Genomic DNA, 20,036 nt, shown 5'->3' on the forward strand with positions numbered 1-20,036 from the left:
CGTCACTTGCCGACGGTCTCGCCCCGGTAGAGCGCTTCGAAGGTCGACAGGGTCCGGGCGATGTCGTGGATCTCGACGCCCTTGAGCGAGGCCTGCTGCATCGCCGAGTACTCCTCGGGGGATGCGGACAGCACCCGGCGCAGCTTCTCTGCGAGGTCGTCGGCGCTCTCCGGGTCGAACAGCCATCCGTTCTCGCCGTCGTGCACCAGGTGCGGCAGCGCCATCGCGTTCGCGGCGACGACCGGCAGCCCGGACGCCATCGCCTCCATCGTCGCGATGGACTGGAGCTCTGCGATCGAGGGCATCGCGAACACCGCGGCCTGCGTGTAGAGCGTGCGCAGTTCGCCCTCGTCCACGCGACCGTGGAACACGACGCGATCCTCGAGCCCGAGCTTGGCGACCTGGGCCTTGAGATCGTTCACCCGGTCGCCGCCGCCGACGATGTCCACGCCGTCGTACTCGCTCGGGTCGAGCTTCGCGACCGCCTGGAGCAGGACGTGCAGGTGCTTCTCGAACGTGATGCGGCCCACGAAGATGATGCGCTTGGTGGTCCGGGGGGTCAGATCGGCCGTGTAGTGCGAGGCGTCGATCCCGCAGCTGACCGGCAGCACCGGCCGGATGTGCGTGTTGCTCTCGAGGAACTCCGCGGCCTTCCGCGTCGGCGTGGTCACCGCCTCAGCACGGTCGAAGGCGCGCTCGGCGGCCTTCCACTGCGTGCGGATGAGGATCTTGTTGAACCAGTGCGGCATCTTCGTGAAGTCGACGATGTTCTCCGGCATCGTGTGGTTCGTCGCCACGATGCGGATACCGCGCTTCTCGGCCTCGATGGACAGCCCCCGGCCGATCACGATGTGCGACTGGAAGTGGACGACATCCGGCTGGACCGTGTCCAGAGCGCGCCGGGCGTAGTGGCGCGAACGCCACGGGACCACGAAGCGCAGCCAGTCGTGCGGGTACCAGCGCCAGCTGCGGGCGCGGTGCACGGTCATGGGGGCGCCCTCGATCTCCTCGACGAACGTGCCCACGTGGCGGTGGTCGGGGGCGGGCGCGAGGATGTGCACCTCGTGTCCGCGCTCGACGAGCCCGGCGGCGAGTCGTTCGGCGAAGCGCGCTGCACCGTTCACGTCGGGCGCGAACGTGTCGGCACCGATGAGGATGGTCAGCGGACGCGGTGGATCGACCGGGCCGTCGGGGAGGGCGGGCGTCGAGTGGGGAGTCACGGGTACGGTGGCTGCCAATCTCTGTGTCGCGTGCGGGGTCTGCACAAGCTTCTTTACTGTACCCGAGGGCGTCTGGACGTCCGCGGAGCCACCCCCGGCGCGCCCCTCTACCCTGGGATCATGCTGAGACTGCAGGCCGATGCCTCCCCCGAACGCTGGGTTCCGGTGACCGAGTCGGTGGGACTGCGGGGACGGCGCCATCGCCGACGGGCGATCCGGATGCTGCTGAGCCGCGCGAACGCCGCGACCGGCGCGACGCCCCGGCCCGGTGGCGGCTTCGCCGCCTGGGCGGTCAGCCAGGCGACGCCCTTCCTGATGCGCAAGGCGGCCGGACGCGTGCTGGCGTGGGTCTGGAAGGCCGACCCTGAGGTCATGGTCGTCCTCGCGCAGGTGCAGGAACTCACGCCCCAGCTGCGCACCGCCCGGGCGATGATGCCGATCGAGTACGACGACACGGAGCCGTTCCGAAACCCTCACCTCGGGACCGGTGAGCGCCTGGTGATGGCGCTGCCGCCCGACCCGGCGACGCCCCCGTTCGCGACGTACACGTGGGACACCGGCACGCACCTCGTGACCCTGAGCGCCGTCGGGGGCGACCGGGAACGCTTCGGGACGGTGATCGACGAGGTGGACGCCCTCGCGCGCACGCTGCGGGTGGTCGAGGACCTGCCCCTCGGCGAGTCCGTCGACGTGCTGCGGCTCGACCCGGCCTGACCCGCTCGGCTGCGGCCGCGCTCGTCTGCTAGCCTGAAACCGACCGGACGGTATGGTCCTGCGCGAGGAGGCGTGATGACGAGGTTCGAGGGCACGGTGACACTGGTGACCGGGGGGAGCCGCGGCATCGGGCTGGCCATCGCGGAGCGCCTCGTCGCGGAGGGCGGGGCGGTCGTGCTCACCGGACGCGACCGGGACACACTCGACCAGGCGGTCGCCGCACTGGGCGACTCGGCGACCGCGGTCTCCGGGCGGGCCGACGACGCCGACCACCGGGAGGAGACGTTCCGCCACATCGCGCGACAGCACGGCCGGCTCGACCACCTGGTGAACAACGCGGGCATCAACCCCGCCTACGGCCCCGCCCTGGATCTCGATCCGGCGGCGGCACGGAAGATCCTCGAGGTGAACGTGATCGCCGCCCTGGAATGGACCCGCGATGCGGTCCGTGCGGGCCTTGACCGATCGATCGTCAACATCGCCTCGATCTCCGGCGTGGCCGCCTCCCCGAACATCGCCTTCTACGGGGTGTCGAAGGCGGCCCTGATCAACCTCACGATGCAGCTCGCCGACGAGCTGGCACCGCGCCTCCGGGTCAACGCCGTCGCCCCCGCCGTCGTGAAGACCCGCTTCGCCCGCGCGCTCTACGAGGGCCGGGAGGCGGAGGCGGCCGCGGCGTACCCGCTCGCACGGCTGGGGGAACCTCAGGACATCGCCGGACCGGTCGCGTTCCTCCTCTCCGCGGACGCCGCCTGGATCACCGGCCAGACACTGCTCATCGACGGCGGCGCATCCGTGCGCCCCATCGGGTGAAGGATGGACGCATGAAAGAGACGAGCGTCGCCGACGATGTCACCCGGGCGGCCGTGGAGCTGTTCTCCACCCAGGGATACGCCAACACCAGCGTGCAGCAGATCGTGGAGGCCGCCGGGGTCACCAAGGGCGCGATGTACCACTACTTCGAGTCCAAGGACGACCTGCTGTTCGGGATCTACGATCGCCTGCTCTCCCTGCAGAAGACGCACCTCGACGCGATCATCTCGCGCGGGGGTCCGATGGACGAGGTGCTCCGCGCCGCGTGCGTCGATGTGCTGGAGACCTCGATCGAGTACCTCCCGGAGGGGACGGTCTTCTTCCGCTCGGCGCACATGCTGAGCACCCCCCGCCAGGGCGAGGTGACCCGGCGCCGCCGCGAGTACCACGACGAGTTCGCCGCACTGATCCAGCAGGGCCGCGAGGCGGGCCTGTTCCGTACCGACATCCCCGTCCCGCTGCTCGTCGCGCACTTCTTCAGCGACGTGCACTACCTGTCGCACTGGTACTCCCCGCATGGCCCCGAGAGCCGCACCCTCGTCGCCGAGCAGCTCACCGAGCTCTTCCTCAGCAGCATCCGGATACCGAAGGACTGAACACATGCGCGCTTGGCACGTCACCCGTCATGGAGAGCCGGAAGAGGTCCTCGAACTCGTCGACGTGCCGGATCCCGTGCCCGGGCCGGGCGAGGTGCTCATCCGGGTCGCCGCGGTCGCGGCGAACTTCCCCGACGTGCTGCTGTCCCGCGGCGAATACCAGGTGCGGCCGCCGCTGCCGTTCACGCCCGGGATCGAACTGAGCGGCACGGTGGTCTCGGTCGGTGACGGCGTCGTGGGCCTCGCGCCCGGCCAGCGGGTCGTCGGCTCGGGGATCGGTGTGCTGTCCGAGCTCGCGGTGCTGCCGGCCGGCGACGTGCATCCCGCCCCCGATGCGCTGGACGACATCGCCGCGGCCGGGCTGATGATCGCGTACCAGACCGCCTGGTTCGGGCTCCATCGGCGCGGGCGCATGCGCGCGGGCGACTGGGTGCTCGTGCACGCGGCCGCCGGCGGCGTCGGCGCGGCGGCGGTCCAGCTCGCCGTCGCAGCCGGAGCACGCGTCATCGGCGTGGTCGGCTCGGCGACCAAGACGGACGTCGCGCGCGCGGCCGGAGCCGAGGAGGTGCTCCGCCGGGATGCGGACGACATCGCGGCCCGGGTGAAGGAGATCACCGGCGGCCACGGGGCAGACGTCGTGTTCGACCCGGTGGGCGGTGCGGCCTTCACCGCCTCCACCAAGTGCATCGCGTTCGAGGGGCGGCTGGTGGTGGTGGGCTTCGCGAGCGGAGAGATCCCGCAGGCGGCGGCGAACCACGCCCTCGTGAAGAACTACAGCATCGACGGCCTGCACTGGGCGCTGTACGCCCAGCGGCGACCCGATCTCGTGCGGGAGGCACACGCGGAACTCACCCGCCTCGCCGCCGAAGGAGCCATCCGGCCGGTCGTCCACGAGGTCGTCCCGTTCCTCGAGGCGCCGGCCGCCATCCAGCTCCTCGCCGGCGGCACCACCACCGGACGGATCGTGATCGAGGTCGGGGCGTGACCGGCACGGCGCTCGAGGGCCGGGTCGCTCTGGTCACGGGCGCGTCCCGCGGACTCGGCGCGGCCTACGCGCGAGCGCTCCACGCGGAGGGTGCGCACGTCGTGATCGCCGATGTGCGCGACGAGGACGGCACAGCGCTCGCGGCCGAGCTCGCCCCGCGCGCCTGGTACCGCCATCTCGACGTGACGGACGAGGACGGCTGGTCGGCGCTCGTCGACGAGGTCGTCCGCTCCCTCGGCGCGGTCGACGTCCTCGTCAACAACGCCGGCATCGCGAACGCCGCCCCCATCGAGCACTACACGCGCGCGAAATGGGACGCGGTGATCGCGGTCAACCTCACCGGCACCTTCCTCGGCTGCCGCGCCGTGAGCGTGCCGATGAAGGCGGCCGGAGGCGGGTCCATCATCAACATCTCCTCGGTGGAGGGGATGCGCGGAAGCGTCGGCCTGCACGGATACACCGCCGCGAAGTTCGGCGTGCGCGGCCTCACGAAGTCCCTCGCCGTGGAGCTCGGCCCCTCCGGCATCCGGGTGAACTCCGTGCATCCCGGGCTCATCCTCACCGACATGACGGCTCGCATCGACCCCGCCCGGCTCGACATCCCCCTCGGGCGGCCGGGCACCCCCGAGGACGTGGCCGGGACGATCGTGTTCCTCGCCGGCGATTCCTCGAGGTTCACGAGCGGCGACGAGTTCGTGGTCGACGGCGGCATGATCACCGGCATCCCGCACCGCTGAGCGGCAGCGGCGACGGCATGGAGGGCATTCCGGCGCACAACATACCGCCCGGTCGGTTTATGAGCTACAGTGGGGCGCACCCGACACGAAGAGGTGCCGATGTCCTCCACCGCCGTACCCGTCCCGCGGCTGTCCGTCCGCGATCTCACCGTCTCGTTCGGCGGCCTCGTCGCCCTGCAGGACGTCTCCTTCGACGTCGCCCCCGGCCAGGTGGTCGCCCTGATCGGCCCGAACGGCGCCGGCAAGACGACGGTCTTCAACAGCATCTGCGGACTGGTCCGCCGGCGCGGTGACATCCTGCTCGACGGCGTCGCCGTTCCCCGCCGCACGGTAGCCCTCGCCCGTCACGGCGTCGCCCGCACCCTGCAGGGCCTGGGCCTGTTCGACGGGCTGACCGTACGCGAGAACATCGCGGTGCCGGTGGCACGCACCGCCGGGGCCGGCGCGCGGATCTCGGCGCAGCTCGAGGCGCACGGCCTCACGGAGGTCGCCGACGTCCCCGTCTCGGTGCTCCCCTATCCGGTGCGCAAGCGCGTCGCGCTCGCCCGTGCGCTCGTCTCGGGCGCACGGCTGCTGCTCCTGGACGAACCCGCGGGCGGCCTCGGCGAGGAGGACATCTCCTCGCTCGCCGCCACCGTCCGCAGCGTCGCGGCCTCCGGCTGCGCCGTCCTCCTCGTCGAGCATCACGTCGACTTCGTCATGGGGGTCGCCGACCACATCGTCGTCCTGGATTTCGGCCGGGTGATCGCCCACGGCGCTCCCGAGGACGTGCGGACCGACCCGCGGGTCGAAGAGGCCTACCTCGGCGTGAAGGCGACGGCATGAGCGGCGCACTGGCCTTCTCCGGCCTCACCGTGGGATACGGCGGGGAGCCGGTCCTCCACGAGGTCGCCTTCGCCCTCGCCCCCGGGGAGGTCGTCGCCCTCCTCGGTGCCAACGGCGCCGGCAAGACCACCCTCCTGCGGGCCCTCGCCGGCTTCGTGCCGGTGCGGGAGCGGATGATCACCCTCGACGGCCGCGACCTCATGCGACTGCGCCCCGAGGACCGCGCCCGGCTCGGCATCGGCCAGGTGCCCGAAGGACGCAGCGTCGTCGCCGAGCTGACCGTGGACGAGAACCTGCGTCTCGGCACGCTCTGGCGTCATCGGGGACGCGAGCGGGAGCGGGCCGTCGCCGAGGTGTACGACCTGTTCGAGCCCCTGGCGCGACGCCGGACGAGCGACGGCCACCAGCTCTCCGGCGGCGAGCGCCAGATGCTGGCGCTCGGCCGGGCGCTCGTGTCACGGCCCCGGGTGCTCACGCTCGACGAACCGTCCCTGGGGCTCGCCCCGCTGGTCGTCGCGCAGCTCATGGCGACCGTGCGCGACACCGCCGCCCGCGACGGGATGACGGTCCTGCTCGCCGAGCAGAACGTCACGAGTGCCCTGTCGATCGCCGACCGCGGCGTCGTCCTCAACCTCGGCCGTGTCGTCGCGGACGCCCCCGCGGCCGACCTCTCCGCCGACACCGCCCTCCGCCACGCCTACCTGGGATTCTGATGGACCGCTTCGCCTTCCTCTTCGCCACGGGCCTCGCCCGCGGCGCCGTGTTCGCCCTGTTCGCGCTCTCGCTCGTCCTGATCTGGCGCGCCGCGCGCATCATCAACTTCGCGCAGGGTGCCATGGCCCTGGTCGCCACCTATCTCGCGTTCGCGGTGACGGGGCTGACCGGCTCGTACCTCGCCGGCCTGGTCGCCGGCATCCTCGGCGGTGCGGCGATCGGGTTCGTCGTCGAGCGCGGGGTCATGCGGCGCGCGTCGCACGCCTCCCCACTGACGGGCGTCATCATCGCGATCGGGCTGGTGATGGTGCTGCAGTCGCTGCTCGGCATCCTGGCGGGATCCGCCTACCGCCCCATGCCGGCGCCCTTCGACCAATCCCCGATCTTCTTCGCCGGGGTCCCGCTGCTGTCGCCGTACGACCTGTTCGTGCTCGTGGTCGCACTGGGCGTCATGGGGCTGCTCGCGGTGCTGTTCACCCGCACCTCGCTCGGCCTGCAGCTGCGCGCCTCCGCGTTCGCCCCCGAGGTGTCGCAGATGCTCGGGGTCCGGGTGAACCGCATGGTGACGATCGGATGGATGCTGTCCGCCGCCGTCGCCGCACTGGCGGCGATGCTGCTGATCCCCACCGAGCTGGGGCTGAACCCGCACTCCACGGACGTGCTGTTCGTCTATGCGTTCACCGTCGCGGTGGTGGGCGGGCTGGACTCCCCGGTCGGGGCCCTGCTGGGCGGGCTCGTCGTCGGCGTCCTGATGACGGTCGTCACCGGGTACCTCGGCTCCACGATCGCGCCGATCGGCGTGCTGGTGCTGCTGCTGATCGTCCTCCTCGTCCGACCAGGCGGCGTGTTCTCGCTGCGAGAGGCGCGCACCGCATGACCTCCACCGTTCTGCGCCGCCGGACCCTCTTCCCGGGCCTCCGGGGCACGCGCCGGGTCCTGGTCGTCGCCGCCGCGCTCACCGTGCTCGCCCTCGCCGGGACCTTCCTGCTCGACCCCTTCCGCAACTTCCAGCTGGCGACGGCCGCCGCGTACTTCTGCGCGACCGCCGGGCTCACCCTCCTGATCGGGATGAGCGGGCAGCTCTCGCTGGGGCACGCCGCGCTCATGGCCACCGGGGGTTACGGCTACGCGCTGACCGCCAACGCCCTCACCGAGGCGGGCGTGACCGGGGTGCCACGGTTCCTGGTCGCCCTGGTCGTGGCCGTCGTGACGGCCACCCTCGTGGGGTTCCTGCTGGGGCTCGCCGCCGCCCGGCTGCGGGGCCCCTACCTTGCCGGCCTCACCCTCGCGGTCGTGGTGGCCGTCCCGGCCATCGCCACCGTCTGGTCCGGTGTCCTCCGAGGCGACCAGGGCGTGCAGACGGCATACGACCCGGTGCCCGCGGGACTCGACCGGCTCATCGCGCTGGAGCAGTGGCAGGCCTGGGTGGCGATCCTCGTCACCGCGGTCGTCGTGACGCTCCTCGCCCTCGTCCGCCGCGGATCGCTCGGGCTCCGGATGCGGGCGGTCCGCGACGACGAGACCGCGGCACGGCTGAACGGGGTTCCCGCAGCACGGGTGAAGGTCACCGCGTTCACCCTCAGCGCGGCCGGCGCAGGAGCGGGCGGCGCCGTGCTGTGCTTCGTGACCCAGTCGGTGAGCCCCGGCGCGTACACGCTCGCCTTCTCCCTGCTGCTCGTGGTCGCCGTCGTCATCGGGGGCCTCGGCAGCATCGGCGGCGCCGCCATCGGCTCGGTCGTCGTCGTGATGCTGCCCTGGCTGGTGGGAGCGGGGACCGCGGCCCTCGATCTGCCCGCCGACCTCGAGCAGCGACTCGCCGGCAACCTCTCCGTCCTCGTGTTCGGCGCCCTGCTCATCGTGGTGATGCTCGTGGCGCCCGGGGGCCTGGCCGCGCTGCGGCGCCGGCGCCCCGCACCCCTCCCGACGTCACAACCCCATCCGCAACAGACACCAGAGAGGTGACCATGTCACAGCACATTCCCGCCCGGCGGCGCATCGCAGCGCTAGCCGGGGCATCCGCCCTCGCCCTCGGCCTCGCCGCGTGCAGCACACCCTCGGCCGCTCCGGCGGAGGAGGACGGCGGCGGCGACGCCACCGGCGTGACCGACACCACCGTCACGATCGGCACGCACACACCCCTGACGGGACCCGCCGCGGCCGGCTACTCGTCGATCTCCGCAGCGGCGAGCGCCTACTTCGACTACCTGAACGACAACGGCGGGGTGCACGGCCGCAGCATCGAGTTCATCGTCAAGGACGACGGCTACAACCCGGCGAACACGCAGACCGTCGTGCGTGAGCTCGTCCAGCAGGACGGGGTGTTCGCCATCGTCAACGGCCTCGGGACGGCGACCCATGGCTCCGTCCTGGACTTCCTGAACCAGAACGGCGTGCCGGACCTCTTCGTGGCGTCCGGGTCCACCGCCTGGAACCAGCCGGAGGAGTACCCGTGGACCTTCGGGTACAACGCGGACTACATCGTCGAGGGCGCCGCCCTCGCTCAGTACGCGGCCGACGAGCATCCGGATGCGACCGTGTGCGTGCTCGGCCAGGACGACGACTTCGGCGACGAGTTCATCGAGGGCGTGGAGCTGGCGATCGGGGCGGACGGCATCGCCGACATCCAGCGCTACTCCGTCTCGACGCAGGACGTGACGGCGCAGATCGGCGCCATGCAGGCCGCGGGGTGCGAGATCAACATGCTCGCCACGATCAACGGGTTCACCGCCCTGGCCGTCGGCACCGCGGCGCAGCTCGGCTGGTTCCCGATGTGGTTCTCCTCGTCCTCGGGCGCGGACTACCCGACGCTGGTCGGATACCTCGGCGAGGAGATGGGCCCGAAGCTCCTCCAGGGCTTCACCGGCACGAACTACGCCCCGATGGCGGATGACGACTGGGTGGCCCTGTTCCGCACGGTGAACGACGAGTACAACGGCGGCGCCGCCTTCGACGGCAACACGATCTACGGCATGAGCGTCGCCTACCTGTTCGCTGAGGCGCTGGCCGCGGCCGGGGAGGATCCGACCCGGGAGAGCCTCGTTGCGGCGGTCGCCTCCGGTGACCTGAAGGGCAACGGCATCCTGCCCCTCTCGTTCGGCGAGGACGACCACGCGGCCTACCTGGGCGTCGGCATCACGAAGGTGGACCAGGGCGTGCAGGACTACATCGACGCCAGCTACGCGGTGGAAGGCGGCGCCGTGACTGCGGTCGAGCCGCAGCCGGTGGCACTGACCGGGAAGGGCCTCCCGGCCTCCTGATCTGAAACGAGAAGACCCCCGCGGCCGGGCCGCGGGGGTCTTCTCGTTCCGGCATTCAGCCCTCGCGGACCGGCGTGTACCGCTCGACGAGCTCCCGCTTGAGCACCTTGCCGCTGCCTCCGAGCGGCAGCGCGTCGACGAGATGGACGACCCGAGGGTACTTGTACGCCGCGATGCGCTCCCGGGTGAAGGCGATGAGCTCGGCGGGGTCGATGGTCCGCTCGGAGTGGGCCACCACGGCGACGTGCACCTCCTGCCCCTTCACGTCGTCCTGGACGCCGAACACGGCCGACACCGCGACATCCGGATGGCGGGCGATGACCGCCTCCACCTCGGTCGGGTACACGTTGTACCCGGCGCGCACGATCATGTCCTTCTTCCGGTCCACGATCGTGAGCACCCCGTCGACGTAGGTCCCGAGATCCCCCGTGCGGAACCATCCGTCGACGACGGCCTCCGCGGTGGCCTGGGGCCTGCCGAGGTATCCCTTGAACAGGTTGTGACCGCGGACGACGATCTCGCCGAGATCGGCCGGATCGATCAGGTGGATCTCGTCCTCCACGTCCGGGTGCGCGATCGCGATGTCCACCCCCCAGAGCGCCCGTCCCACGGTGCCCGGGCGGATCGGCTCGGAGAGGATGTTGCTCGAGACGATGGGCGCGGTCTCGGTGAGCCCGTATCCCTCGTGGACGGACGCCCCGTAGGCCGCGGTGAACGCCTCCAGCACGGCGACCGGAAGCGCCGCGCCCCCGGAGACCGCGTAGCGCAGCGGAGGCCGGGCGTCCGTGCGCTGCGCGGCCTCGAGCATCCCCACGTACATCGTCGGCACCGCCGTGAAGACGGTGGCGTCGTGGGCGACCATGAGGGCCAAGGCCTCATCCGGGTCGAACCGGGGCAGCAGGATGACGGACGCACCGCAGCGGAAGGCGATGTTCATCACGGCCGTCTGCCCGAAGGTGTGGAACAGCGGCAGCCCGCCGAAGACGACGTCGTCCGCGCGCAGGTCGAACGAGTCGATCAGGGTGCAGTGCACCTGCTCGACGATCGACAGGTGCGACCCCACCGCCCCCTTGGGCGTACCGGTCGTCCCGCTCGTGTACAGGATGGTGGCGGCGTCGGTGGGACGCACGGGAGTGTGCCGCGGCAGCGGCTCGGCCACGGCCGCCTCGGCCTCCAGCCGCGGCAGGTCGACGCCCGCGTCCTCGGGCAGGAGGACCGTGACGAGGGGGACTCCTGCGCTCGCGGCGGCGGGGACAGCTTCGGCGAGCAGCGGCGCGGCGACCACGAGTACATCGGCGCCCGAGTCGCGCAGCACATAGGCGATCTCGTCCGCTTTGAACAGGAGGTGCACGGGCACGACGATCGCTCCGAGCGAGAGCGCCGCGTAGTAGACGCGCGCGAAGTCGGGCACGTTCGGCACCAGCATGGCCACGCGGTCACCCCGGCCGATGCCCCGCGCCCGCAGCGCGCCGGCGTACCGGCACGTCTGATCCCAGAGGACGCCGTAGGGGATGGTGTGCCCGGCGAAGTGCAGCGCGGGGCGGTCGGGATGCCTTCGCGCGGTCTCGCCGAGGATGTTCGCGACCGAGAGCGTGGCGAAGCCCTCGCCGTCGACCGCGGGATCTGGGGTGTGTGCCATGACGTCTCCTTCGTCGTCGGGAACCATTCCTGGGGCTAGCGGGGCGCGCCCACCCGGAGCTCGGCACGTCCGAGACTGCTCAGGTGCACCTCGTCGGGGCCGTCGGCGATGCGCAGGCACCGCGCGGCCGCGTACAGCTCGGCCAGAGGGGTGTCCGCGGACACACCGGCGCCGCCGAACACCTGGATGGCCCGGTCGATGATCGACTGCGCGGCACGCGGCACCGCGATCTTGATCGCCTGGATCTCGGTCATCGCCCGTCGGTTGCCGACCGTGTCCATCAGCCAGGCCGTCTTGAGCACGAGCAGGCGCAGCGCCTCCAGGCGGATGCGGCCCTCGGCCGCCCATTCCCGGATGACGCCCTGCTCCGACAGCGCCCGTCCGAAGGCGTGGCGTTCGCCCGCCCGTGCCGCGGCGAGCGCGAGCGCGCGCTCCGCCATACCGAGTGCGCGCATGCAGTGGTGGATGCGGCCGGGCCCCAGCCGCGCCTGGGCGATCGCGAAGCCGTCTCCCTCGCCGCCGATGATGTTCTCGGCGGGTACGCGCACGTCCTCGAAGGCGATCTCGGCGTGTCCGCCGTGGTCCCGGTCGTCGTAGCCGAAGACCGTGAGCGGACGGACGATCCGGACGCCCGGCGCATCCCGCGGGACGAGGATCATCGACTGCTGCCGGTGCCGGTCGGCATCCGGGTCGGTCTTGCCCATCACGATGAACACGGCGGCATCCGGGTTCATGGCGCCCGTGGACCACCACTTGCGGCCGGTGATGACGTAGTGGTCGCCGTCGCGCCGGATGCTCGTCTCGATGTTGGTCGCGTCGGAGGAGGCGACGTCCGGCTCGGTCATGCAGAAAGCGGAGCGGATCCGCGCCTCCAGCAGCGGCGCGAGCCACTGCTCCTGCTGCGCGGGCGTCCCGAAGTCGTGCAGGACCTCCATGTTGCCCGTGTCGGGGGCCGCGCAGTTGAACGCGGCGGGGGCCAGTCGCGGGCTCCACCCGGTCACCTCGGCGACCGGCGCATACTGCAGATTGCTGAGCCCGGCGCCGTGCTCTCCGGGGAGGAAGAGGTTCCAGAGCCCCTCGGCCCGGGCACGGGCCTGCAGGTCCCGGACGACCGGCCGGACGTTCCACTCCCCCGGCGTCTCGGCCAGCTGCGCGTCGAGCAGCGGCTCCGCCGGCAGGACATGCTCGTCGAGGAAGGCGCGGGCGTGGGCGGTGAGCTCCACGGATCGGGCGTCGGGCGCGAAGTCCATCAGCACATCTCCAGTCCGTGCCGGGCGAGCGGGTCCACGAGACGCTCGATCCCCTCGAATCCCTCCCCGACGGTCTCGCCCGCCAGATAGCGGTAGTGGATGCCCTCGACGATCACCGCGAGTTTGTAGGCCGCGAACGCCCGGTACCAGCCGAGCGCCGGGACGTCCCGCCCGGACCGGCGGACGTAGGCGTCGACCAGATCGTCGAAGCTCGCATAGCCGGCCGTCTCGTCGACGGCACTGGGGACGACCCCCTGGAAGCCGCCGGGCAGACCCGCGATGTTCCAGTACAGCCCCAGCATCCCGAGGTCGACGAGCGGGTCCCCGAGGGTGGCCATCTCCCAGTCCAGGATGGCGGAGATGCGCGGCGCCGACGGCTCCCCGTCGACGAGGGCGTTGTCCAGGCGGAAGTCGCCGTGGACGATCGCCGATCCGGACGACACCGGCGGGTCGGACTGCAGGGCCTCCTGCAGTGCGTCGAGGGCGGGGGTCTCCCGCGAGCGGGAGGCGTCGAGCTGGCGTCGCCACGTGGCCAGCTGCCGGGCGACGTACCCGTCCGGGCGGCCGAAGTCGGCGAGACCGACGGCGGCCGGGTCCACGGCGTGCAGATCGGCGAGATGCTCCGCGAGGCCGAGGCTCAGCGCCCGGAGCGCCTGCTGCGGATAGCCCTCGTTCTGCGCGGGGTGCGCCAGGACGACGCCGGGCGCCCGCTCCATCACGAAGAGCACCGTCCCGCTCAGGCGTCCGCTTTCCGTGTCGTCGACCACATCGATCGCGGTGGGAACCGGCACGGCGGTGTCCTGCAGCGCCGCGACCACCCGGTGCTCACGACGCATGTCGTGTGCGCTGGAGAGCACGTGGCCGAGCGGCGGCCGTCGCACGATGAGGGGGATGCGGGCACCGTCCACCGCGTAGGTGAGGTTGCTCTTGCCGCCCGTGATGAGGGTGGCCGTGAGCGGGCCGTCGGCGAGTTCCGGATGCGCGGCGGCCAGCCAGTCGGTCAGTCCGGCCACGTCGAGCCCTGGCACCTCGGTCTTCATCGACACGCTCCCGTTTCCACCGCCCCGAGCTCTCAGGGCTGCGCCAACGGTAGCATACCGGACGGTCGGTTTGGATGGCTCAGTCGATCCCGAGATGCGTTGTCACCGCGGTGCGGATCCCCTCCGGGATCGGTGTGGGCACGCGGCTGGACGGGTCGACGAACACGTGCACGAAGCGCCCTTCGGCCAGGGGCCCGTCCTCCCCCGCCCGCAGGATGCCGAGGCGCCAGATGATGCTCGACCGTCCCAGGCGCTCCACGGCGATGCCCACCTCGAGGGGGTCCGGAAAGCTCGCGGACGCGTGGAACTCGCAGGACGAGGACGCGCACAGGGCGATCGGCTCGTCGCCGCGCGGACGGAGACCGCCGGCCTCGATCATCCACGCATTGACGGCCGTGTCCATCGCCTCGTAGTAGACGGTGTTGTTGAGGTGTCCGTACTGGTCGTTGTCCCGCCAGCGCGTGGCGAAGGGGCGGCGGGTGCCGTACCGGGGCGTGGTCATGACTCCTCCTCGAGTCGTGCGACACGGCCCGGGCGGCCGCGTCGCGGATCAGTCGCCGACGCGGAGCAGGAGCCGGAAGGCGACGCCCGCCCGCTCGGCGCTCGGGGTGTCCCCTGAGATGAGGTCCGTGTAGGTGAACGATTCGGACAGCCGGACGAGCAGGTACGCGAGACCGAGCGGATCGATCGCGCCGCCCAGCGGCTCATCGCCGAGGTCCGTTCGGATCAGCCACTCCGCGGTGGCGACGTACCGGCGCTGGATGGGACTCTCCTTGGTCGTGAGCAGCCGCAGGGCGCGGGCCGACTCGCGCTGCAGGAACTGCCGGAAGTACGTCGCCTGGTTCAGATCGGCGACGAAGTGCGTGAGGATGGCGGCGATCCGCTCACCGCCGTGCAGCCGGGCACTGGCCAGCTCCGCCTGCACGAGGGTGGGCACGGCGAGCGACCACAGCACCTCCCCCAGCAGCGCGTCCCGGTTGCCGACCCAGCGGAACAGCGAGGTACGGTCGACGCCGAGCGACGCGGCGAGGCTGCCCATGTCGATGCGGCGTCCGGCGATGAACGTCTCCCGGGCGGCGGCGAAGGCACGCTGGGCATCGGCGTGCCCCTCCGGCGCGATGCGCTCGGACAACCACGACGGCGCGGCTCGCAGGCCGACGTCGGCGATCGTCACGGTCTCGGATGCGGTCACCACCATGCGGGCACTCTAGCGCCAACCGGACGCCCACCTGCAACGTCCCTGGATTTGTTGTGCAACATTCCTGGAAATGATGCATACTCTCACCAGGATCACCACGATCGGAGCAAACGATGACGTTCACCCTCCCCGACACCGCGGCGACGACCGGCCCCGCGGCCCCGCTTCTCGACGCGGACTTCTATGCGTTCCAGCATCAGCTGAGCGAGCCCGAGCAGCGCGCGCTGTCCGGCATCCGGCACTTCCTCGACACCGAGGTGCGTCCCTTCGCGGACGACCACTGGGAGCGGGCGGAGAGCCCGCGGCACCTGGTCCCCCGGATCGCGGAGCTCGGGCTGTTCGGCAACGCCTTCCCGGAGACGGCGCAGTTCCCCAACAGCGCGGTGTTCCGGGGCTGGGTCGCCCTGGAGATCTCCCGCGCCGACCCCTCGACCGCCACCTTCATCGGCGTGCACAGCGGACTCGCCATGACCGCGATCGCGGTCGGCGGCTCCGCCGAGCAGAAGGCGGAGTGGCTGCCGCGTCTCGCCGCCGGCGAACTGGTCGCCGCCTTCGGGCTGACGGAGCCGGGGCACGGATCGGACACCGCCCGGGGGCTGGAGACGACGGCCGAGCGACGCCGGCGCGACGACGGCGAGGACGAGTGGGTGCTCAACGGCTCCAAGCGCTGGATCGGCAACGGCGCCTTCGCGGATCTCGTCGTGATCTGGGCCCGGGACGTCGCGGACGACCAGGTGAAGGGCTTCCTGGTGCGCACGCCCACCCCGGGGTTCCGCGCCAGCAAGATCGAGCGCAAGCAGTCCCTCCGGGCGGTGGAGAACGCCGACATCGAACTGTCCGGTGTCGTCGTGCCCGAACGCGACCGCCTGCAGGAGATCCACTCCTTCCGCGACGTCGCGATCGTGCTGCGCCTCACCCGCGCGGACGTGGCCTGGCAGGGCCTCGGGGTCGCCGTCGGAGCGTACGAGGCGGCGCTCGCGTACGCGAAGAGCCGCGTGCAGTTCGGCAAGCCGATCGCCTCCTTCCAGCTCGTCCAGCAGAAGCTGGCGAACGCCCTCGCGAACATCACCGCCTGCATCGCGCTGTGCATGCGCGTCTCCCAGATGCAGGACGAGGGCATTCAGGCCGACCACCACTCCGCCATGGCGAAGGCCTTCGTCACGGCACGGATGCGGGAGACCGTGGCACTGTGCCGCGAGATCGTCGGCGGCAACGGCATCCAGCTCGACCACGGGGTCGCCCGCTACTTCGCGGACGCCGAGGCGGTGTACACCTTCGAGGGCACGTTCGACATGAACAGCCTGATCGTCGGGCGGGCCATCACCGGTATCGCGGCGTTCGTCTGAGGGGTGCGGAGATGACCGAGGCATACATCGTGGCGACCGCGCGGTCGCCCATCGGCCGCGCCCGGAAGGGCTCGCTCGCCGGCATCCGTCCCGACGATCTGGCTGCGCTCATGGTCGGCGCGGCCCTCGAGAAGGTGCCGGGGCTCGACCCCGCACGGATCGACGACCTGATGATCGGATGCGGCCAGCCCGCCGGCGAGCAGGGCATGAACATCGCCCGGATCGTGGCGGTGCTGAGCGGACTCGACGGCGTTCCGGGCACGACCGTGAACCGCTACTGCTCCTCCTCCCTGCAGACGACCCGGATGGCCTTCCACGCGATCAAGGCCGGTGAAGGCGACGTCTTCGTGTCGGGGGGCGTGGAGTCGGTGAGTCACTACGCCGCAGGATCGGCGGACTTCTTCCCGGAGAGCGTGGAGAACCCGCGCTTCGCAGAGGCGGTCGCGCGCACCGCGGCCCGCACCAGCGCGGGCGCCGGGGTGTGGACGGACCCGCGCGCGACCGGCGCGCTCCCCGACCCGTACATCGCCATGGGGCAGACGGCGGAGAACGTCGCCGGCCTCCGGGGGATCACCCGGGACGAACAGGACGCCTTCGCGGCGCGCAGCCAGCAGCGCGCCGAGGCGGCGATCGCGAGCGGTTTCTGGGCGCGTGAGATCGATCCGGTGACGCTGCCCGACGGGACGGTCGTCCGCGTCGACGACGGCCCGCGCCCCGGGGTCACGGCGGAGTCCCTCGCGGCGCTCGACCCCGTCTTCCGGCCGGACGGTACCGTGACCGCCGGCAACTGCTGCCCCCTGAACGACGGCGCGGCGGCCGTGGTGGTCGTCTCGGAGCGCGTCGTGGCGGAGCTCGGCCTCACGCCCCTGGCCCGGATCGTCTCGACCGGGGTGAGCGCACTGTCACCGGAGATCATGGGCCTCGGCCCCGTCGAGGCGTCCCGGCGCGCCCTCGCCCTGGCCGGACTCACCGTCGACGACATGGATCTCGTCGAGATCAACGAGGCGTTCGCCGCGCAGGTGATCCCCTCGGCCCGCGAGCTCGGAGTCGACGAGGAGCGGCTGAACGTGCACGGCGGTGCGATCGCGGTCGGTCACCCGTTCGGCATGACCGGAGCCCGCATCACCGCCACGCTCATCAACGGCCTCGCCTCGACCGGAGGCCGCTACGGGCTGGAGACCATGTGCGTGGGCGGCGGCCAGGGCATGGCGATGGTGCTGGAACGCCTGTAGCGCGGGAGTGGACCGAAGCGGCCGGGCGGGCGCACCGCCCGGCCGCTTCGCGTCATCACTGCGCGGGAAAGAACAGCGCGACCGTGCGGGCGGCCAGCGCGGGCCGGTCCTGACCACGGAGCTCGACCGTGGTGTCCATCCCCACGCGCATGCCCGCACCGCTCGGCTCGACCGTGTCGATCCGGGTGGACGCACGGACGGCGGATCCGGCGGGCACGGGCTGGAGGAACCGTACCCGGTCGAGCCCGTAATTCACCACCAGCCCGACACCGCCGACCTCGAGCAGCCCGGCCGTCAAGCGGGGCAGCAACGAGAGCGTCAGGTAGCCGTGCGCGATCGGCGCTCCGAACGGACCGACCGCCGCGCGCGCGGGATCCACGTGGATCCACTGATGATCCTCCGTGGCGTCCGCGAACGCCTGGATCCGCTCCTGGGTGATCTCGAACCAGTCGCTCACGGCACTCTCGCCCACCGCATCCGTCAGCGCCGCGACGGAGCCCACCGCGATGGTCACGAGGTCGGTCCGCCCGCGACGTAGAGCACCTGACCGGAGATGAACGAGGCCTGCTCGGAGCAGAAGAAGGAGACCGCGGCGGCGACGTCGTCCGGGCGCCCGGAGCGTCCCACCGGGATCTGCGACACCATCGCCTCCACGAACTCCTCGAACCCGACGCCCAGTCGCGCGGCCGTCGCCCGGGTCATGTCGGTCTCGATGAATCCCGGCGCCACCGCGTTCGCGGTCACCCCGAACCGGCCGAGTTCGATGGCGAGGGTCTTGGTGAGGCCCTGCATGCCGGCCTTCGCGGCGGCGTAGTTCGCCTGGCCGCGATTGCCGAGCGCCGAGGTGCTGGAGAGGTTGACGATGCGTCCCCAGCCCGCCTTCACCTGGTGGGCCTGCACGGCGCGGCTCATCAGGAAGGCGCCGCGCAGGTGCACGCCGAGGACCGCATCCCAGTCATCCTCCGTCATCTTGAACAGCAGGTTGTCCCGCAGGATGCCGGCGTTGTTGACGAGGACGGTCGGCGCGCCGAGCTCGTCCGCGACCGCGGTGACGGCCGCGGTGACGGCATCCGCGTCGGAGACGTCCGCGCCCACGGCGAGCGCGCGACCGCCCTCCGCGGTGATGGCCGCGACCGTGTCTGCGCAGGCGACGGGGTCGAGGTCGATCACGCCGACGGCGTGGCCGTCCGCGGCGAGACGGCGGGCGGTGGCGGCACCGATGCCGCGGGCGGCTCCGGTGACGATGGCGGTGCGGGTCATGGGATTCCTTTCGACGGGGCGAGGCAGAGCAGGTCAGAAGACGATGAGCTGGCGCAGTTCCGCGCCGGTGGCGAGCCGGTCCAGGGCGGCCTCGAGATCACCCAGGCGGATGCGGCCGGAGACCAGCCGCTCCAGCGGCAGACGTCCCGCGCGCCACAGCTCGACGTAGCGCGGGATGTCCCGGCTCGGCACGGCCGAGCCGAGGTAGCTGCCGATGACGGTCCGCGCCTCGGCGGTCAGCACGAGCGGCGAGACGGCCGCCCTCGCGTCGGGCGCCGGCAGGCCCACCGTGACGGTCGTCCCTCCGGGAGCGGTCAGCGCGAGCGCCGTCTCGAAGGCGCGGGCGGCTCCCGCCGCCTCGATGACGACCGGGGTGCGGATCCCGCGCTCCATCGCCTCGGCCGGGCCGAGCGCGTCCACGGCCCCGAGCTCGCGCGCGAGGGCCAGCTTGCCGGGGAGCGCGTCGACGCCGATGACGTCGTGTCCGAGCGCCCGCGCGACCAGGAGGGCCGCCATCCCCACGCCGCCGAGCCCCACGACGGTGACGGCCTCCCCCGCGGCCGGGCGGGCGGCGTTCATGACCGCGCCGCCGCCGGTGAGCACCGCACAGCCGAGCAGGGCGGCGACGTCCGGGGGCACGTCCGCCGGGACCGGCACGACCGACGTGCGACTCACGACCGCGTGCGTGGCGAACCCGCTCACACCGAGGTGGTGATGGACCGCCTCTCCCGCACCGGCGGCACTCGCCCGCCGCAGCCGCATCCCGCCGCCGACGAGCGTTCCGGCGTTGTTGGCGGCGGTCCCGGCCTCGCAGGGCAGCCGGCCGTCGGTCCGGCACCCGGCGCATACCCCGCACCGGGGCAGGAACGTCATGACGACGCGGGTACCCGGCTGGATGTCGTCGACGCCGGGGCCGGCGCGCTCCACGATCCCCGCCGCCTCGTGGCCGAGGAGCATGGGCGTGGGGCGCCGCCGGTTGCCGTCGACCACGCTGAGGTCGGAGTGGCAGAGCCCCGCCGCTTCGATCCGCACGAGCAGCTCCCCCGCCTGCGGGTCGTCGAGTTCGACCGGGCCGATGGTGAACGGCCGCGATCGCGCGTAGGGGGCCTGCGCGCCGGACACCTCGAGCACTGCTCCCGTGATCTGCACGCTGACCTCCTCGTCTGCGGAACGTGTTCCGCTCCGCTGCGGCCTCGCCGTCGCCGACGCG

At 71.9% G+C, this 20,036-nt stretch carries 21 protein-coding genes; 12 read left to right on the forward strand and 9 right to left on the reverse strand.

Annotation, left to right across the window (positions count from 1 at the left end):
• Positions 1 to 2 precede the first annotated feature (2 nt).
• Positions 3 to 1,220: a glycosyltransferase gene (locus F6J84_RS14560; protein WP_224785868.1), complete on the reverse strand. Its 1,218-nt coding sequence runs from the start codon at positions 1,218 to 1,220 to the stop codon at positions 3 to 5.
• A 120-nt stretch (positions 1,221 to 1,340) separates the two neighbouring features.
• Here F6J84_RS14560 and F6J84_RS14565 point away from each other — a divergent pair, with 120 nt between their 5' ends.
• The 10 genes from F6J84_RS14565 (at position 1,341) to F6J84_RS14610 (ending at position 9,861) form a co-directional block, all read left to right on the forward strand.
• On the forward strand, positions 1,341 to 1,934 hold the full coding sequence (locus F6J84_RS14565) for a hypothetical protein (RefSeq protein WP_150974483.1): 594 nt from the start codon (positions 1,341 to 1,343) through the stop codon (positions 1,932 to 1,934).
• Positions 1,935 to 2,009: 75 nt separating this feature from the next.
• Complete coding sequence (locus F6J84_RS14570) at positions 2,010 to 2,747, forward strand: SDR family oxidoreductase (RefSeq protein WP_150974484.1); 738 nt, start codon at positions 2,010 to 2,012, stop codon at positions 2,745 to 2,747.
• A gap of 11 nt (positions 2,748 to 2,758) precedes the next feature.
• On the forward strand, positions 2,759 to 3,343 hold the full coding sequence (locus F6J84_RS14575) for a TetR/AcrR family transcriptional regulator (RefSeq protein WP_150974485.1): 585 nt from the start codon (positions 2,759 to 2,761) through the stop codon (positions 3,341 to 3,343).
• Positions 3,344 to 3,347: 4 nt separating this feature from the next.
• Positions 3,348 to 4,328 carry an NADPH:quinone oxidoreductase family protein gene (locus tag F6J84_RS14580; RefSeq protein WP_150974486.1) on the forward strand — a complete coding sequence of 327 codons (981 nt, stop codon included), beginning with the start codon at positions 3,348 to 3,350 and terminating at the stop codon, positions 4,326 to 4,328.
• Complete coding sequence (locus F6J84_RS14585; RefSeq protein WP_150892673.1) at positions 4,325 to 5,065, forward strand: glucose 1-dehydrogenase; 741 nt, start codon at positions 4,325 to 4,327, stop codon at positions 5,063 to 5,065. The genes F6J84_RS14580 and F6J84_RS14585 overlap by 4 nt, the downstream gene beginning before the upstream one ends.
• Before the next feature lie 99 nt (positions 5,066 to 5,164).
• Entirely contained in the window at positions 5,165 to 5,890 is a 726-nt protein-coding gene (locus F6J84_RS14590) for an ABC transporter ATP-binding protein (RefSeq protein WP_191905695.1), read from the forward strand.
• Entirely contained in the window at positions 5,887 to 6,603 is a 717-nt protein-coding gene (locus F6J84_RS14595; RefSeq protein WP_150974487.1) for an ABC transporter ATP-binding protein, read from the forward strand. Before F6J84_RS14590 ends, F6J84_RS14595 begins: the two co-directional genes overlap by 4 nt.
• Positions 6,603 to 7,481, forward strand: a complete 879-nt coding sequence (locus F6J84_RS14600) for a branched-chain amino acid ABC transporter permease (RefSeq protein WP_150892675.1) — start codon at positions 6,603 to 6,605, stop codon at positions 7,479 to 7,481. Before F6J84_RS14595 ends, F6J84_RS14600 begins: the two co-directional genes overlap by 1 nt.
• Positions 7,478 to 8,566 (forward strand): branched-chain amino acid ABC transporter permease, encoded by a 1,089-nt coding sequence (locus F6J84_RS14605; protein ID WP_150974488.1) that lies wholly within the window; start codon positions 7,478 to 7,480, stop codon positions 8,564 to 8,566. The genes F6J84_RS14600 and F6J84_RS14605 overlap by 4 nt, the downstream gene beginning before the upstream one ends.
• Before the next feature lie 2 nt (positions 8,567 to 8,568).
• On the forward strand, positions 8,569 to 9,861 hold the full coding sequence (locus F6J84_RS14610; RefSeq protein ID WP_150974489.1) for an ABC transporter substrate-binding protein: 1,293 nt from the start codon (positions 8,569 to 8,571) through the stop codon (positions 9,859 to 9,861).
• 55 nt (positions 9,862 to 9,916) lie between these two features.
• Here the strand turns inward: F6J84_RS14610 and F6J84_RS14615 are convergent, their stop codons facing one another.
• From F6J84_RS14615 to F6J84_RS14635, 5 genes are all read right to left on the reverse strand, one after another.
• A complete protein-coding gene (locus tag F6J84_RS14615; protein WP_150974490.1) occupies positions 9,917 to 11,500 on the reverse strand; it encodes an AMP-binding protein in 1,584 nt (527 codons plus the stop codon).
• Between the two features lie 35 nt (positions 11,501 to 11,535).
• Positions 11,536 to 12,750: an acyl-CoA dehydrogenase family protein gene (locus F6J84_RS14620; protein ID WP_150974491.1), complete on the reverse strand. Its 1,215-nt coding sequence runs from the start codon at positions 12,748 to 12,750 to the stop codon at positions 11,536 to 11,538.
• On the reverse strand, positions 12,750 to 13,790 hold the full coding sequence (locus F6J84_RS14625) for a phosphotransferase family protein (RefSeq protein ID WP_150974862.1): 1,041 nt from the start codon (positions 13,788 to 13,790) through the stop codon (positions 12,750 to 12,752). Before F6J84_RS14625 ends, F6J84_RS14620 begins: the two co-directional genes overlap by 1 nt.
• 79 nt (positions 13,791 to 13,869) lie before the next feature.
• The gene (locus tag F6J84_RS14630; protein WP_150974492.1) at positions 13,870 to 14,292 is read right to left on the reverse strand and encodes an acyl-CoA thioesterase; all 423 of its coding nucleotides are present in this window, start codon (positions 14,290 to 14,292) and stop codon (positions 13,870 to 13,872) included.
• Positions 14,293 to 14,340: 48 nt separating this feature from the next.
• A complete protein-coding gene (locus F6J84_RS14635) occupies positions 14,341 to 14,988 on the reverse strand; it encodes a QsdR family transcriptional regulator (protein ID WP_150892682.1) in 648 nt (215 codons plus the stop codon).
• A gap of 113 nt (positions 14,989 to 15,101) precedes the next feature.
• Between F6J84_RS14635 and F6J84_RS14640 the strand changes: the two genes are divergently transcribed.
• Both F6J84_RS14640 and F6J84_RS14645 read left to right on the forward strand, forming a co-directional pair.
• Positions 15,102 to 16,334 carry an acyl-CoA dehydrogenase family protein gene (locus tag F6J84_RS14640; protein WP_150974493.1) on the forward strand — a complete coding sequence of 411 codons (1,233 nt, stop codon included), beginning with the start codon at positions 15,102 to 15,104 and terminating at the stop codon, positions 16,332 to 16,334.
• An 11-nt stretch (positions 16,335 to 16,345) separates the two neighbouring features.
• Positions 16,346 to 17,566, forward strand: coding sequence for an acetyl-CoA C-acetyltransferase (locus tag F6J84_RS14645; RefSeq protein WP_150974494.1), 1,221 nt, complete (start codon positions 16,346 to 16,348; stop codon positions 17,564 to 17,566).
• Positions 17,567 to 17,621: 55 nt separating this feature from the next.
• Here the strand turns inward: F6J84_RS14645 and F6J84_RS14650 are convergent, their stop codons facing one another.
• The 3 genes from F6J84_RS14650 to F6J84_RS14660 are packed head-to-tail and all read right to left on the reverse strand — an operon-like array spanning position 17,622 to position 19,975.
• Entirely contained in the window at positions 17,622 to 18,080 is a 459-nt protein-coding gene (locus F6J84_RS14650; RefSeq protein ID WP_150974495.1) for a MaoC family dehydratase, read from the reverse strand.
• A complete protein-coding gene (gene fabG / locus F6J84_RS14655; protein WP_150974496.1) occupies positions 18,077 to 18,826 on the reverse strand; it encodes a 3-oxoacyl-ACP reductase FabG in 750 nt (249 codons plus the stop codon). Before fabG ends, F6J84_RS14650 begins: the two co-directional genes overlap by 4 nt.
• 33 nt (positions 18,827 to 18,859) lie before the next feature.
• Positions 18,860 to 19,975 (reverse strand): alcohol dehydrogenase catalytic domain-containing protein, encoded by a 1,116-nt coding sequence (locus tag F6J84_RS14660; RefSeq protein WP_150974497.1) that lies wholly within the window; start codon positions 19,973 to 19,975, stop codon positions 18,860 to 18,862.
• Positions 19,976 to 20,036 lie beyond the last annotated feature (61 nt).

Origin of the sequence: Microbacterium caowuchunii (genome assembly GCF_008727755.1) — a bacterium.
Lineage (GTDB): Bacteria > Actinomycetota > Actinomycetes > Actinomycetales > Microbacteriaceae > Microbacterium > Microbacterium caowuchunii.

Bases quoted from the DNA above. Each gene is read 5' to 3' on its own strand.
- F6J84_RS14565 (WP_150974483.1), top strand. From the start codon at position 1,341: ATGCTGAGACTGCAGGCCGATGCCTCCCCCGAACGCTGGGTTCCGGTG.
- F6J84_RS14570 (WP_150974484.1), top strand. From the start codon at position 2,010: ATGACGAGGTTCGAGGGCACGGTGACACTGGTGACCGGGGGGAGCCGC.
- F6J84_RS14575 (WP_150974485.1), top strand. From the start codon at position 2,759: ATGAAAGAGACGAGCGTCGCCGACGATGTCACCCGGGCGGCCGTGGAG.
- F6J84_RS14580 (WP_150974486.1), top strand. From the start codon at position 3,348: ATGCGCGCTTGGCACGTCACCCGTCATGGAGAGCCGGAAGAGGTCCTC.
- F6J84_RS14590 (WP_191905695.1), top strand. From the start codon at position 5,165: ATGTCCTCCACCGCCGTACCCGTCCCGCGGCTGTCCGTCCGCGATCTC.
- F6J84_RS14595 (WP_150974487.1), top strand. From the start codon at position 5,887: ATGAGCGGCGCACTGGCCTTCTCCGGCCTCACCGTGGGATACGGCGGG.
- F6J84_RS14600 (WP_150892675.1), top strand. From the start codon at position 6,603: ATGGACCGCTTCGCCTTCCTCTTCGCCACGGGCCTCGCCCGCGGCGCC.
- F6J84_RS14605 (WP_150974488.1), top strand. From the start codon at position 7,478: ATGACCTCCACCGTTCTGCGCCGCCGGACCCTCTTCCCGGGCCTCCGG.
- F6J84_RS14610 (WP_150974489.1), top strand. From the start codon at position 8,569: ATGTCACAGCACATTCCCGCCCGGCGGCGCATCGCAGCGCTAGCCGGG.
- F6J84_RS14615 (WP_150974490.1), bottom strand. From the start codon at position 11,500: ATGGCACACACCCCAGATCCCGCGGTCGACGGCGAGGGCTTCGCCACG.
- F6J84_RS14620 (WP_150974491.1), bottom strand. From the start codon at position 12,750: ATGGACTTCGCGCCCGACGCCCGATCCGTGGAGCTCACCGCCCACGCC.
- F6J84_RS14625 (WP_150974862.1), bottom strand. From the start codon at position 13,790: ATGAAGACCGAGGTGCCAGGGCTCGACGTGGCCGGACTGACCGACTGG.
- F6J84_RS14630 (WP_150974492.1), bottom strand. From the start codon at position 14,292: ATGACCACGCCCCGGTACGGCACCCGCCGCCCCTTCGCCACGCGCTGG.
- F6J84_RS14635 (WP_150892682.1), bottom strand. From the start codon at position 14,988: ATGGTGGTGACCGCATCCGAGACCGTGACGATCGCCGACGTCGGCCTG.
- F6J84_RS14640 (WP_150974493.1), top strand. From the start codon at position 15,102: ATGACGTTCACCCTCCCCGACACCGCGGCGACGACCGGCCCCGCGGCC.
- F6J84_RS14645 (WP_150974494.1), top strand. From the start codon at position 16,346: ATGACCGAGGCATACATCGTGGCGACCGCGCGGTCGCCCATCGGCCGC.
- fabG (WP_150974496.1), bottom strand. From the start codon at position 18,826: ATGACCCGCACCGCCATCGTCACCGGAGCCGCCCGCGGCATCGGTGCC.